Here is a 13,990-nt window from a genome sequence, read left to right on the forward strand (position 1 = left end):
TGAAAACCAAAAAAATCGTTCCGCGTCGGCTCGCGCCGGAACTCCTTCCCGTCTTCCCGTCTTCCTGTTCAATCTCCTCCGGGAGAGGAGATTGGGCTTAGGGGGTCTTTTTGCGGAGCTCGATGAGGATTTCGTCGAGCTTGGCGATGAGGGCGTCGTTGGTGCTCTCCGTCTTGGGGCCGTCGAGGGCTCGGGCGGAGAGGGCAGGGCCGACCATCATCACGGCGGCGGCCACCGCCTTCCCGATTTGGGTGACCGGGAAGACGTTGGCGTAGCCGACGCTCAGTGATGTGGCGACGTAGTGGTACGCATCGAGGTAGGTGCGAATGTGCGGGTTGTGGTCGGACTCTGCCAGGTAGAAGACCGCGGTGGCCCATGCTGTGAACGTCGCTAGTTCTTCAGCAGGCGCAACCTGTGTGGTCACTTGGCCGGGCCCTCGTGGAAGACGAAGTCATTCTCGGTCAGCGTTTGCACGCTGGGGCGGGCCGTGGGCGGTGACACGCTCACGGGGCCCGGGACGGGGGCGACCATGTTCTTGATCGCGTCCACGTCGGCGAACTTCATCACCTCCTTGAGGAGCGGCATGACGGCGGACGTCTCGAGCATGGTCTTGGCGATGGGGCCGAGGGCGTTGCCCAGAAGCGGGAAGCCATTGCCACCGCCGTTGGAGGAGGAGCCGGTGGAGTTGTTGCCACCGAGACCTCCGGCGAGGTTCAGCACCTTGATTTCGCCGATGCGTTCGGCGGGCTTCATCAGCTCGTGCACGAGGGCTGGCCCATTCTGGATGAGCGTCGTGATCGTCTCCTGAAGAAGGATGTCCCGCGACTTGGAGTTTTGCGCCACGATCTTCTCGCGCAACACCTCCGCCTCCTTCAGGCCCGCCTCCCTCTGCGCCTCGGCCAGCCGCGTGATGGACATGGCTTGCAGCTCCGCGGCGTCGGCATCGGCCTGCGCCTTGATCTTCACCGCGTCGGCCTCGCCCTGCGAGCGGAAGCGCGCAGCCTCTGCGGTACCCGTCGCCGATGCGCGCTGGGCGGCGGCGATGGCTTCGGTTTCCACCTTCTTCTTGAAGGCCTCGACCTCCGCGGCGATCTTTTCTTGCTCGCCGAGCTTCTCCGCATCGACGATGGCGATGCGCTTGAGGCGTTCGGCCTCCGCCACGCGGGCCACGGTCACGACCTCCTGATCGGCCTTCTCGCGAAGCGCCAGGGCCGCGGCCTTTTGGGCGTCTGCCTCGGCGCTCTCCTTGGCCTTCATGGTGAGCGTGATCTGCTTGTCCACGAGGGCTGCCTCGATGGCGCGCTCCTTGTCGACCTGCGCGGCCTCGATGACCTTCTGCTTGCCGATTTCCACGGCTTGCTCGGTCTGCTCCTTTTTCGCGCGCTCGACGGCGATGGTCGATTGCCTCTGCAGATCGCGCGCCTCGATGGCCTCGTTCTTCGCCAGCTCCGCCTTGATGGCCGCTTCTTCCTCTTTGGCCTTGCCCTCGCGCGTGAGGCGGTTCTGCGTCGCGACGTTGATCTCCTGCTCGCGCGCGATTTCCGCGGTGCGCTCGGCCTCCTCCTGGATCTTCTTCTTCACGGCGATGTTCTTCTCGACCACGGTGTTGGTCACCGTTTGCCGGCCCGAGGCGCCGAAAATGTCGTCGGCGCGCATCTCGGAGAGGGGCGTCTGCGTCAGCTCCGTGATGGTGACCGATTCCAGGGTGAAGCCGTTGCGGCCCAGATCTTCACGCAGCGCATTGGAGACCTCCAAGGCGAAGTGTTCGCGATTGAGGTGCAGCGCGAGAAAGTCGTTTTGGGCGGCGACGGCGCGGAGGGCGCCGACGAGCTTCGGCTCCAGGAGCTGTTGGCTCTTCACGCGGATGGCATCAGACGACGCGTGACCCTCGTCGATGCCGATGGTGCGCGCGGCCTTCTTGACGTCGTCCTCGTTCGGTTCGACACGAATGTAGAACTCCGCGGAAAGATTCGTAGAGATGTAGTCTTTCGTCACGAGCGCGTCGTGGCTCGCACGCCGGATGGTCAGCCCGATGGTGGACAGCGACATGGTCGATGCCCGGTGAAACACGGGGACGATCCAACACGCCTGGCCGATGAACACGTCGGTCATGTTTCGGCCGATGCGGATGATGGCCTCGGAGGGCGATGGTCTCTTGAGAAACCGCGCCATCGACGCGAAAAAAACGAAAAGCACGAGAACGATGGCACCGACGATCGCAAGAACGACCTGCCAGACCTCGAACCCATTGAACATCATTTTCTCCCTTTCCTTTCACCATCGAGCCCTTTTCGGGGGCCCATTTCACCACCGGCCGGCCGCTTTGGGCCGGGCCGGATTTCAAATGCGGCCGACGTGGCCAAGAACATTTCCGATTCCGTGTCGTAATCGACCAAAACGACTTCTTCCCCGAGCTTGAGGGGATCTTCGCCCGTTTCGATTCGGGCATGCACCAAGAGCTCATTTCCGCGTTCGTCGCGAACGCGGATTTCACCGAACTTCGATCCGAGTTCGGGGCTTGCTACGACGCCGATGCGTCCAGACAATTCGTGTTTCGCCGTGGCACCGCGGGTGCCGAGGTCGAAAATCCTCCCGAGAACGCGGGAGAAAAGGCGGGTGGCGACGAGGCCCACCGCGAGAGAGGTGCCATAGGTGACGGGGAGGACCCAGCCCGGGTAGACGAAGGTGCCTCCGAAGCGGACGTACGCAAAACTATTGAACAAGATGCCGGAAAAGCCGGTGAAGAGCAGCCACGTGACCGCCAACACCATGAGTGGGACCCGACCCACTCCGAAATACGAAAGTGCGCCGTGCCATCCATCGGCATCGGCGTCGGAATCTGCATCTTGATCGGCGTCCGCGTCTCCATCTGCATCCACATCGTGATTCAGGTCGACGTCGTGATCGGCGTCGACATTCACTTCGTGATCGCTACCTCCTTCTGCCACGAGGCCCATCAATCCGGCGGCCTGCAAAAACACGATGACGGCTACGAGGCCGAGCATCACCAGGAACGGTGCATTCGACCAGTGATTTAGAAAGGCAAACATGGTTGTGGCCTCGCGAACGTTTGCGGAAGCCCGTTTGGATTTTCGTCGAAGTCGTCGTCGTTTTCGTCGAATCGCAACGTAAATACGCTCATGAGCTCCGTAAACGGATCTTCGCACACGGCGGGACCGATTTTCGAGTGGCGCGCAATGGCACGCTTTCGGCCAACGGCATTAGAATGAGGCGATGAACTGCATGGTCTTGGAAAAACCGACCAAGCACGCCACCGAGGAAGTGCCGTGGCTCGTTCTTCGTGAGCGCGCGGACGACGATGCGCCGGGGCCAGGTGAAATCGTCCTGGACGTGACGGCGTGCGGCGTTTGTCGAACGGATTTGCAGCTTTGCCAAGGCGATGTGCCGTTGAGGCGGCGTCCCGTGGTTCCCGGTCACCAAATCGTCGGAAGGGTGGCGGCCGTGGGCGAAGGGGTCACCGATTGGAAGCTCGGCGATCGCGCCGGCGGGGCATGGCTCGGTGGCAGCTGCGGCGCGTGCGCGCGCTGCGCCGAGGGGCGCGAAAACCTTTGCGAGCGCGCCGAGTTCACCGGCTGGGATCGCGATGGGGGCTATGCCACGCGTGCGCGGCTGCGTGCGGATTTCGCCTTTCGGCTGCCCGATGGATTCGACGACATGGCCGCGGCACCGCTGCTCTGCGGAGGCATCATTGGATATCGCGCACTCAAGGTATCGGGGATTCGCCCTGGGGGGAGGCTCGGTCTTTTTGGCTTTGGCGCCTCCGCACTCCTGGCGATTCAGGTGGCCGTTCATTGGGGCTGCGAGGTTTACGTCTGCACCCGCAATCCGGAGGAGCAGGCGCGCGCGCGTGCCCTCGGTGCCGTTTGGGCCAAGGGCTACGACGAAGTGCCGCCCGTCCGGCTCGACGCGGCGGTGACCTTCGCACCGTCGGGCGATGTCGTCGTGGCCGCATTGCGAGCCCTCGAGCGCGGCGGGGCCGTGGCCATCAATGCGATCCATCTGGATCGCATTCCCTCGTTCTCCTACGACGATTTGTGGTGGGAGCGCTCGCTCCACAGCGTGGCCAATTTCACCCGGCAGGATGCGCGCGAGTTTCTTCAGCTTGCCGCAGACATCCCGGTTCGGACCGCCACGGCGGTCTATCCACTGGCCGAAGCCAACCGCGCACTCGGCGATCTTGCGCGGGGAGATGTGCGCGGGGCCGCAGTGTTGCAAATGCATGGTTGAGGAGAGAGGCGAACATGCGTTCGATGCCTGCGCTTGCGGTCGTGGTCGGGGGACTGTCGCTGTTGATGGTCGTTGCGGCGATGTGGGGCGCCAAGCTGTTCATCGTGCGCATTCCGCCCGATTATTTCCTGCGCCCCGCGCCTGAGAGGACCCCCGGCGCACGCATCCTGCGGACCGTGGCGGGCGTGCTGATCGTGCTGGCCGGCATCGCCATGCTGGTTCTGCCCGGCCAGGGCGTGCTCACCATCGTCGTGGGCCTTTTGGTCATGGACCTGCCGATTCAGCACAGGGTGGCCAAATGGCTCGTGGCGCGCCCAGCCCTGCATCGCCTCATCGATGGATGGCGCCAGCGGGCCGGGCAACTGCCGCTGCAGGTCGAGCCGCGTTAGCGCCGCTCGTGCGTGCCGATGAGGCGCCCGGAGGCGAGCACGTGGGACTCCATCGCGCGCACGACGGTTTCGCGATCGGCGTCCGAGGAGAGCTCCGGGGCGAAGTCCAGCGCGAAGAGCTGGAAATGGTAGTGGTGAAGACCATGCCCTGGCGGCGGTGAGGGCGGCGTGTAGCCCATCTTGCGGCGCGTGTTCAGGCCCACCATGCCGACGGTCATTGACCCCTCGGGGATCTCGCGGATGTCGGGCGCAATGCCATGCACGAGCCAGTGCACGAAGGGCTTGGGCAGCGGCGCGTCCGGATCCTCGCAGATGAGCACCAGTGAGCGTGTACGCCCGGGGACGTTGCCCCAGCGAATGGGCGGCGAAAGGCCGAGCCCATCGGCGGTGTATTTCGTCGGAATGGGCCCATGCGCCAAAAACGCGGAAGTCGTAACATCGATGGCTTCCACGGTTCGTTGCAAGCGAGAGATGACCAACTTGTCGTCGCCCGCGTGGACGTTGCGAAGTGCGCGTCCCACGACGGATGCGACCTGATGAAGCATTCCCATACAGCACCTCCGGCCGGCGCACCAGCAATGCGCGCGCCAGCGTCTTCCTCGAAGGAGAGCGAAAAGCTTCTCATCCGGGAAGCATCAGGGTACGTACGAAATCATGAGGCACGCCCTCGAGACGCTGTTCATCGTTCTCGCCACCGGCTCCAGCGTCGCGATCGCCGCAAAGCGCATCGGCGTTCCCTACAACGTAGCCCTCGTCATCGTAGGGTTGCTCGGCGTCTTCGTGAATGTGCTTCCGCACACGCCGATGAATCCCGAAATCGTACTTCTGGCGTTTTTGCCCATCCTCGTCTTCGAGGCGGCGCTCTTCGCGGATGGCAATGCGCTCCGGCAGGCGGCGCGGCCCATTCTCGCGCTGGCCGTGCCGGGGGTGGCCATTTCGCTTTTGGGCACGGCGGCGGTGGCGACGTACGCGCTCGATTTACCCTTTGCCGTCGCCGTCCTTCTTGGCGCGCTGCTCGCCATTACGGATACGGTGAGCGTGCTCCTCGCGTTCAAGAGCGTGCGTGTGCCGCATCGGCTCGCGTCCATCATGGAGGGAGAGAGCCTCTTCAACGATGGGACGGCGCTCGTTCTCGTGCTGATTGCGACCGAGATGGTCGAAAAAGGCACCTTCGATGCCGTCGGTACGTTGCGCTCGTTGGTGGTGACCATGCTTGGCGGCGGCATTCTGGGCGCGGGCTTCGGGGTGCTCGGGAACGTGGTGCTCCGCCGCACCCCGGACCGGCTCACCGCGACATTGGCCTCCATCGTGCTGGTGTTCGCGGCGTCGCTCACCGCGGAGCGTGTGCATGCCTCGCCCGTCATTGCCGTCGTCGTGGCCGGCGTGCTCGTGGGGCGCGCGGCGCGCACCATGCTGGAGCCATCGCGCGTGCTGGCCCTGCAAGGCTTCTGGGAGACCGCGGGCTTCTGCCTCAACGTGCTCATTTTTCTCCTGGTCGGGATGCAGATTCAGCCGTCGATGCTGCTCGACGAGGCGGGATCCATCGTGCTCGCGGTGCTGGCGTTGCACGCGGGCCGGGCGGTGGCGGTGTACGGCTGCTTTTGGCTCCTGCGTATTCTCAAGGGCGAGCGCGTTCCCATCCGGTGGCAGCACGTCATGGTGCTGGGCAACATCAAGGGCGCCCTCTCCATGGCCGCCGTGCTCGCACTTCCCACCGACCTGCCATACCGGCATCGCCTCGTGGCCATCGTGTTCGGTTGCACCTTCGTGACGTTGATCGCGCAGGCGCTTCCATTCCGCAGAATGCTCGGCTGGTTGGGGATCTCGCTCCGCTCCGATCTGGCGACGGACGAGGCGCGGGCCACGCTCATCGTGGCGCGGCGCGGTCAGTCGGAGCTCGACGAGCTGCTCTCCGCGGGCCTCGTTTCACGCCGCGAGCACGCGGAGCGGCGCGCGGCGTTTCAGCGGCAGATCATTGCCTCGGAGCTGGCCCTGCGCGAGGCGCGTGCCATCGATGCGAAGGATCAGTTCCTCGAATTGACGTTGCTGCAGGGGCAAAAGGCTGCCGTCATGGAGGCGGGGCAGCGAGGCATCATCTCCCTCGAGGTGGCCGAGGAGCGCCTGGGGGAGCTCGACAAGCAGCGCATGGCCCTCATGAACGAAGAGCACCATGAATAAGGAGAAACGGTAGAAACGATGCGTGTTCTCATTGCAGGAGCTGGGCGGGCGGGCCTCAGCGTGGGGGGTCATCTTCGGACGACGGGCCATGACGTGATCATCATCGACCGTGATCCGATGGTCGCCAAGCAAGCCTTCGAGCGCCACGGTCTCGTGGCCATTACGGGCGATGCCACCGATGCGGGGCTGCTTCAAGAGGCCGACGTGTCGCGCACCGACGTGGTGGTGACCATGCTCGCACGCGATGCGGACAACCTCGCGGTGGCGCTGCTCGCGCGATCGGCGGGCGCCCAGCGCGTCATGGTGCGCATGCGCGACCCGCAATACCGCCAGGTGTACATGGACGCGGGCGTGCACCGCATCGTGTCGGAAATCGAGATCTTCGTCGGCGGTATCGCGACGGCCATCGAGCACGATGCGGTGAAGCACTCGATGATCCTCGGCGGCGGCGGCTCGGTGGCGTTCGAGCTGACCATCCCCGAGGGCGCCGATGTCGTGGGGCGCCCCGTCTCCGAGATTGCCGCCGCGAAGGGCTTTCCGCCGTCGTGCGTCTTCGCAGGTCTCTACGATGCCCACGGGGCCGTCGATGCTCCCCGCGGCTCCTCGGTTCTGCGCGGCGGGATGACGGTCCTCATCGTCGCCCGTCGCGACGAGGTGGGCGCGGTCATCCGTCACCTCATGTCGCCGCGCGTGGACACCCCGAAGCGGTGACGCTTTAGCGGCTGCGCGGGCTCTTGCCGATGCCGTATTGGGTGGCGAGGTGCGCGATGTGGGCGCGGTCCAGATCGGCGAAGCGCGCGGCGGCGCTGTGGTTGCCCGCGGTGAGCTCGAGGAGCTCCTCGAGCCAGATGGCCGTGAAGCGATCGACCAGTGCCGCCTTTTGCTCTTCGTAGGGCCGGCGGGGATCGATGAGCTTGCGCAGTGCGAGGTCGAGGATCGCCCCCTTGGGACGGGTGAGCTCGGGAAGGGCGCCGAGGGCGTCGTAGGCGAGCACCGTGTCGCGCAGCTCGCGCACGTTGCCCGGCCACGCGCGCGTCTTGAGGTCCTCGACGATGGGCTGCGGCAGTGCCCCGACGCCGGCGTCGATGGCGAATTTCTCGACCAGGGCCGGGATGTCCTCGATGCGATCGCGGAGCGGCGGGACGCGCAGGCGGACCACGGCGATGCGGAAATAGAGTTCCTCGCGCAGGCGCCCCTGGCGCACCTCCTCGGCGAGATCGCGGCTGGTCGAGGCGATGACGCGCACCCGAACCTGGTGGGCCGTGTCGCCGCCGACGCGGCGTACCTCGCCCGACTCCATGGCCTGCAGCACCATGGGCTGCACGTCGAGCGGTAGATCGCAGATCTCGTCCAAGAAGAGTGTGCCCTCGTCGGCGTGCTCGAAGGCGCCCATGCGCTCCTCGACGGCACCCGGTAGCGCGTTTCTCTTGTGGCCGAAGAGCTCACTCGCGGCGAGCTCCCGCGGGAGGGCGGCACAGTTGATGGTGATCAGCGGACCGCCCGAAACGCTGGAGCCGTCGTGCAGGGCGCGCGCAACGGCTTCCTTGCCGGTGCCGGGTTCGCCTTCCAGGATCACGGGGGTGAGCGAGGCCTCGAGGCGCGCGAGCATGCCGAAGAGGCGGCGCATCGGATCGGACGCGCCCAAGAGCCCGCGGTACGACGTCTCGGAATGCCGGAGTACGTGCTCCAATTGGTCGCGATCGGCGTCGAGCACCAAGGTGACCAAGCCGATCTGGATGCGAGCGCCGAGGGAGAGCACCATGCGCTGCACGCGTTGCCCGAGGTAGAACGTGCCGTTGGTGCTCCCGAGGTCTTGCACCTCGACGCCCTCGGTGCGGAGCGTGAGCTCGACGTGGACCCGTGAGACGGTGGGCTCGTTGATGACGATGTCGCAGCCGGTGCCGCTGCCCGCACGGCAGCTGCCCGAGGAAAGCTGGAACGTCGTGGGCGTGGCCGGGCCGCCGAGGACGTGGATCACGGCGCCGAGCGGGGGGCCCGCAGCATGCGACGGCGGGCTCATCCCGCGGGTGATCTCGACGACGGTGGCGGGCGCGGTGATGAGATCGCCGCGCGAAGATGCCTTTCGCTCGCTCGAGTTCGGGGAGGTGCCCAAGATCCGTTCGATTTTTGCGGCGGTGCCCTGCACGGATGCGGGGCCGAAGGGCTCGAGTGCGCGCGCGAGCTCGCCGACGTTGGCGTACCGCTCATCGGGCGACTTTTGGAGGCAACGAAGGACGACGGCCTCCAGGCCGGGCGGCACGTCTTCGCGCTTGTCGCGCGGGGACGGGGTCGCGCGATGGATGATGGCCTGGAATACGGCGTTGAGATTGTCCTCTTCGAAGGGGCCGTGTCCGGTCAGGAGCGAGAAAAGGATGACGCCAAGGGCCCAGATGTCCGTGCGCAGGTCCACGTCTTTCGCGGAGCGGATCTGCTCGGGCGACATGTACGCCGGCGAGCCGAGGCCGGTGGCCTTGACGGTGAGCGAGTGGGACGTCGTGCCGAGCCACTTGGAGATGCCGAAGTCGAGCACCTTGATGCTCATGCTGCCGTCTTCGCGCACGGCGAGGAAGACGTTGGCCGGCTTCAAATCGCGATGGATGATGCCGTTCGCGTGGGCATGCGCGATGGCCTCGGCGGCCTGCAGGACATAGCCCACGGCGGTCGCCACCTCGAGGCGTGCTCCGCCGGCGAGAAGGGCGGCGAGGTCGCGCCCCTCCAGGAACTCCATGACGATGTAAAGCTGACCCGACTCGAGCGAGCTCACGTCGGAGACGCGGGCCACGTGCTCGCTCTGGATGCGGGCGGCCGCCTGTGCCTCGCGAAGGAAGCGTGCGGTGATGGTGGGGTCGTCCGCGAAGGTCGGGTTGAGGAACTTCAGCGCGACGCGCTGGTTGAGTTGGAGATGCTGCGCAGCGAAGACGATGCCCGTGGCGCCCGTGCCGAGCAGGCGTTCGATGCGGTATTTTCCGGCAACGATGTCTCCGGGCGAAAGAGGTCCACTGGTCATGCTGCCGAGAGTCTACAGGTTGGGGCATCGACTCGGACATGCTCTTGCGCGCCTACGCATCGGCTGCATCCGCCCGTGGAAGCAAAATTTCATGCGAAGCGACGTCAAGTTGCACGACCGACATCCTCTGCCATCGCCCGCCCGACATTGTCCATGGAACACCGACCCTTCCCGAAGATTCCGCTGCACCCACGCGACGCGGCGCCGTCGAAGGCTTCCCGTTGGGTGGCGACGGAAAAGATCCACGGCGCACACGTCGTGATCGGCACGGACGGCGTCTCGGTCCATTTCGGGAAGCGAAAGTCGTGGCTTGGTGCCGGCGATGCCTTCTTCGGATGGCAACTGCTTCGCTCTCCCTTGGAGATCGCGGCCCGCGAGGTGCACCGGCGCGTTGGGCGACGCGGTCCCATGTATTTGTACGGGGAGCTCTACGGCGGCGCATACCCACATCCCGACGTGACGCCGATGCGCGGCGTATCTGCCGTGCAGACAGGCATTTGGTATGCGCCCGATATCCAATTTGCCCTGTTCGACATTCTCGTCGACGACGGCGTATTCCTGGCGCATTCCAAATTGGACGCGTTCACGCAAGGCACCGCGTTGCGCCTGGTGCCGACCCTGCTCGAAGGAACGCGTGCCGAGGTGAGTGCGCTGGCACCCAGGTTCGAGACGCGCGTTCCGCGCGATCTGCCGGCGTTGGCCGGCAATTTCGCCGAGGGGCTCGTGCTGAAGCCGGACGCCGATCTTGCGCCGTCGGACCGCCCGGTGTTCAAGGTCAAGATCCCCGAGTTCAGCGAGGTGCGTTTCGACGAAAGCGTGCCTTGGAACTCGGGTGTTCGTCTATCGGAGGATGAACTGCAAATGTGGGCGGCGCGGCTGGTCAATCCGCCGCGCTTGGCAAGTGCCCACTCGAAGGTGGGCGACGATTCGCTGGAGGCGTTGCTGGACGAGGTCGTCCTGGACGTTCTCATCGATCTCGAGGCGGCGTTTCCTCGGGCCATGGGCTCGCTCGCTGCCGCCGAGGAGGAGCGGCTGCGCGCGCATATTGGGGAGCTCGCGCGGAAGAACCTGGAGGAAGGGGGCCTGTCGTTTCTCGGTGTGCAGTGAGGGTGAAGCGCGCGCATGACAGGGGGGGAGGGGGACAAACGGGTGCGTGATCGCGCGCTCCGCGCAATCTCAGACGGTCTTCTTCTGGCCTTCTCTCTGCCAGATAAAAATGAGGGTAAGAAAGTTCCGGTAGATGCGAGCAGTTTTGGCTGCTTCCCCAACGAGGAATTCGGCTACCGGTCCGCGCCCACAGCGCTTCCCTTCACCCACCGCGTGTGGTTCCCGCTGGCTGGACTCCCGTAGGAGTGGCTCCGCGCGTCAACGGGCACGTGGAGGGCCGTTGCCTCCCACTCGTACCTTGTGGCAACCCATCATCTTGATCCGCGACCTTGCGAGCGTGGTGTCCGGAGCACCGCACTCCAAGGCCTGCCCCAATGCATTGCCAATGCAGTGCCAACCCGCATCGCCCGCAAAAAGGGCGCGAGCCGCACCGGCGTCCCTGTCCAGGACAGCCGTCCGCCTGTCCCGGGACACCTCCCCGCGCGGGTCCGGGGCCCATGGGCCAAGTTGCTCGCGGGCCATCGCGGCCACGGTCATTGCCTGCCGCGGTGAAACGGTGCCCACCGCGTTTCTGCGGTGGCCGGATGCGTCCTACAGGGTCAACGACCAGGTTTGGTCGACGACGTCTTGGCCGAAGCTGTGGTTCTTCTCCTGCTTCTGCAGGGTGAAGCCGGCGCGCTCGTAGATGTGGCGGGCGCTGACGAGGGAGTTGTGGGTCCAGAGGACCATCTTCTTGTAGCCGGCGCGGCGTGCGAAACGGATGCACTCGTCGACGAGGCGGCTGCCCACGCCCATGCCGCGGGCCTTGGGGTCGACGATGAGGCAGCGGAGTTGCGCGATGGTGGCGGTCTTTTTCACGCAGAAGATGCTGCCCACGGGCTCGCCGTCCACCTCGGCCATGAAGGCGCTTTCGAGCTCGGGGTCGTGGTTGTCGATGTAGTCGGCCATGATGCGCGCGACCAACGCTTCGAACGAGGCGTCGTAGCCGTATTCATCGCCGTACACGATGCCGTGGCGGCGGATGACCCAGCCCAGATCGCCCGGGCGGAGGGGACGCAGAAGGTACGAAGGCGGCTGCGGCGCGCCCTCGAGAACGGTGCGCGCGGTGCGCAGGGCCGACACCAGGCGGACCTTGTCGTCGGCCGACAGCGACGAAAGCATGGTCGAGACCCACTCGACGGCCTTGGCATCCAGCGCCAAAAAGACGTCGCGGCCCTTGTGGGTCAGATGCGCAACTTGCTTGCGCGCATCGGTCTCCGATGATTCGAGCGACACCAGGCGGTCGGCCTTGAAGCGCGAGAGGATGCGGCTCAAATAGCCCGCATCGAGCTCGAGCTCGCGCCGGAGTTCGGCCACCTCCATGCCTTGGTTGGTCGCGCGTTGGGCCAGCTCGAAAAGAACGCGCGCCTCGGTGAGCGAGTACGTGCTCTGGAGGTGGCTTCCGCCCAGTGCGCCGATGCGGGTCGTCCAAAAGCGGTTGAACGCGCGGACGGTGGTCACGGGATTCGTATCGTTGGCTTCAGTCAATGGATTGGTTGACACAGTCAATGATATGGGCACGACCTCGGTTTTCGTCAAGTTAGCTGCTAGAGGATCGAACCATGGCGATTGACCGAGCAATCAAGCAGTTCGAGGAGCGGAAGGGCGAGTACCTCGAGGATTTGAAGACCCTGGTACGCATCCCCAGTGTCTCGTTCGACGGCTTCGATCCGCGCCATGTACGGGCGAGCGCGGAGGCGACGGCGCGGCTTCTCGAGAAACGCGGGTTCGACAATGTGCAGCTTCTCGAGGTCGAGGGCGCGCACCCTTATGTCTATGGTGAAGTGCTCAAGGCACCGGGCAAGCCTACGGTCCTGCTCTATGCGCACCATGACGTGCAGCCCACGGGCGATGCCGAGGCGTGGGCGAGCCCGCCCTTCGAGCCCACCGAGCGCGATGGGCGGCTTTACGCGCGCGGCGCGGCGGACGACAAGGCTGGCATCGTCGTGCACACATCGGCGGTGGACGCCTGGCTGAAGAGCGCGGGCTCCCTTCCGCTCAACGTGAAAGTCGTCATCGAGGGTGAAGAGGAGATTGGCTCCGGGCACCTGGCGGAGTTTCTGCGGAAAAATTCGAAGCTGGTGCAAGCCGACGCCATCGTGCTCACCGACACGGGCAACTTCGAGACGGGGCTGCCGTCGATCACGACGTCGCTGCGCGGCATCATCGCCGTCGACGTGGAGGTGCGCGCGCTGAAGCAGTCGCTGCACTCGGGCATGTGGGGCGGCCCGGTTCCCGATCCCGTGATGGGGCTATGCCGAATTCTGGCCAGCCTGACCAATCCGGACGGGTCGATCGCCATTCCCGGTATCGTCGACAAGGTGAAACCGCTGACCGAGGCGGAGCGCGTGAGCATCGAGGCGCTGCCGGGTGACGAAGCGAATTTCCGCGATCAGGCGGGGATGCTGCCCGGCGTGGAACTTCTCGGTGGCCGTCATTGGTGGGAGACCAATTGGCGTCACCCGTCGATTTCGGTCAATGCCATTCAGGCGAGCAGCCGCAAGGACGCGCGAAACATCATTTGTGAATCGGCATGGGCGAGGGTGGGCATTCGCATCGTGCCCGATCTGGATCCGGAGGACGTGAAGGGCCGGCTGATCGAGGCGCTGACAAAGGCCACGCCGTGGGGCCTCGAGATCGACATCAAGGCCGAGCACACGGGCCGCTGGTGGTACACGGATTCGTCGCACATCGCGTTCCAAGCGGCGTTCCGCGCCTTGCGAAAGGGCTATGGCCGTGAACCGCTGACCATTGGTGCGGGCGGATCGATTCCCTTCGTGGAGCCGTTCGCCAACGAGCTCGGTGGCGTGCCCGCGCTGCTCATCGGCGTGGAAGATCCGTACACCAACGCCCACTCCGAGAACGAGAGCCTGCACCTGGGCGATTGGGAAAAAGCGATCAAGAGCGCAATCTATTTGTACGAAGAACTGGCCAAAGACCTGACGCCCGGTCGCAAATAAGAAAGAAGAAGAGAGGATTCACAGGAAGACGGGAAGACGGGAAGACGGGAAGACGGGAAGGG

The 13,990-nt window shown here is 65.1% G+C and carries 12 protein-coding genes; 6 read left to right on the forward strand and 6 right to left on the reverse strand.

Going from position 1 to position 13,990, the window contains the following annotated elements; all coding sequences use genetic code 11:
- Window positions 1-97: 97 nt before the first annotated feature.
- Genes LVJ94_13400 through LVJ94_13410 form a run of 3 tightly spaced genes read right to left on the reverse strand, consistent with a single transcriptional unit; the run spans window position 98 to window position 3,050 of the window.
- Window positions 98-424 (reverse strand): potassium channel family protein, encoded by a 327-nt coding sequence (locus LVJ94_13400; GenBank protein ID WXB08226.1) that lies wholly within the window; start codon window positions 422-424, stop codon window positions 98-100.
- Window positions 421-2,259 (reverse strand): hypothetical protein, encoded by a 1,839-nt coding sequence (locus LVJ94_13405; GenBank protein WXB08227.1) that lies wholly within the window; start codon window positions 2,257-2,259, stop codon window positions 421-423. The genes LVJ94_13400 and LVJ94_13405 overlap by 4 nt, the downstream gene beginning before the upstream one ends.
- Window positions 2,256-3,050 (reverse strand): YqiJ family protein, encoded by a 795-nt coding sequence (locus LVJ94_13410; GenBank protein ID WXB08228.1) that lies wholly within the window; start codon window positions 3,048-3,050, stop codon window positions 2,256-2,258. Before LVJ94_13410 ends, LVJ94_13405 begins: the two co-directional genes overlap by 4 nt.
- A gap of 184 nt (window positions 3,051-3,234) precedes the next feature.
- Here LVJ94_13410 and LVJ94_13415 point away from each other — a divergent pair, with 184 nt between their 5' ends.
- Together LVJ94_13415 and LVJ94_13420 are read left to right on the forward strand one after the other, a co-directional pair.
- Window positions 3,235-4,248, forward strand: a complete 1,014-nt coding sequence (locus tag LVJ94_13415) for a zinc-binding alcohol dehydrogenase family protein (protein ID WXB08229.1) — start codon at window positions 3,235-3,237, stop codon at window positions 4,246-4,248.
- Between the two features lie 14 nt (window positions 4,249-4,262).
- Window positions 4,263-4,637, forward strand: coding sequence for a PGPGW domain-containing protein (locus LVJ94_13420; GenBank protein ID WXB08230.1), 375 nt, complete (start codon window positions 4,263-4,265; stop codon window positions 4,635-4,637).
- On the opposite strand, the gene LVJ94_13425 is transcribed toward LVJ94_13420, so the two are convergent.
- Window positions 4,634-5,188 (reverse strand): YbhB/YbcL family Raf kinase inhibitor-like protein, encoded by a 555-nt coding sequence (locus tag LVJ94_13425; GenBank protein WXB08231.1) that lies wholly within the window; start codon window positions 5,186-5,188, stop codon window positions 4,634-4,636. The two genes, LVJ94_13420 and LVJ94_13425, sit on opposite strands and share 4 nt — an antisense overlap.
- Window positions 5,189-5,291: 103 nt before the next feature.
- On the opposite strand from LVJ94_13425, the gene LVJ94_13430 reads away from it, so the two are divergent.
- Window positions 5,292-6,815: a sodium:proton antiporter gene (locus LVJ94_13430; GenBank protein ID WXB08232.1), complete on the forward strand. Its 1,524-nt coding sequence runs from the start codon at window positions 5,292-5,294 to the stop codon at window positions 6,813-6,815.
- Window positions 6,816-6,833: 18 nt separating this feature from the next.
- Window positions 6,834-7,526 (forward strand): TrkA family potassium uptake protein, encoded by a 693-nt coding sequence (locus tag LVJ94_13435; protein ID WXB08233.1) that lies wholly within the window; start codon window positions 6,834-6,836, stop codon window positions 7,524-7,526.
- 4 nt (window positions 7,527-7,530) lie between these two features.
- Here the strand turns inward: LVJ94_13435 and LVJ94_13440 are convergent, their stop codons facing one another.
- The gene (locus tag LVJ94_13440; protein WXB08234.1) at window positions 7,531-9,822 is read right to left on the reverse strand and encodes a sigma 54-interacting transcriptional regulator; all 2,292 of its coding nucleotides are present in this window, start codon (window positions 9,820-9,822) and stop codon (window positions 7,531-7,533) included.
- A 153-nt stretch (window positions 9,823-9,975) separates the two neighbouring features.
- Between LVJ94_13440 and LVJ94_13445 the strand changes: the two genes are divergently transcribed.
- Window positions 9,976-10,929 (forward strand): RNA ligase, encoded by a 954-nt coding sequence (locus tag LVJ94_13445; GenBank protein ID WXB08235.1) that lies wholly within the window; start codon window positions 9,976-9,978, stop codon window positions 10,927-10,929.
- Window positions 10,930-11,520: 591 nt separating this feature from the next.
- Here the strand turns inward: LVJ94_13445 and LVJ94_13450 are convergent.
- Window positions 11,521-12,429, reverse strand: a complete 909-nt coding sequence (locus LVJ94_13450) for a helix-turn-helix domain-containing GNAT family N-acetyltransferase (protein ID WXB08236.1) — start codon at window positions 12,427-12,429, stop codon at window positions 11,521-11,523.
- Between the two features lie 101 nt (window positions 12,430-12,530).
- Between LVJ94_13450 and LVJ94_13455 the strand changes: the two genes are divergently transcribed.
- Window positions 12,531-13,928 carry a M20/M25/M40 family metallo-hydrolase gene (locus LVJ94_13455; protein ID WXB08237.1) on the forward strand — a complete coding sequence of 466 codons (1,398 nt, stop codon included), beginning with the start codon at window positions 12,531-12,533 and terminating at the stop codon, window positions 13,926-13,928.
- The last annotated feature ends 62 nt before the right edge of the window (window positions 13,929-13,990 follow it).

The sequence above is a fragment of the Sorangiineae bacterium MSr11367 genome (assembly GCA_037157805.1).
Taxonomy (GTDB): Bacteria; Myxococcota_A; Polyangia; order Polyangiales; family Polyangiaceae; genus Pendulispora; species Pendulispora rubella.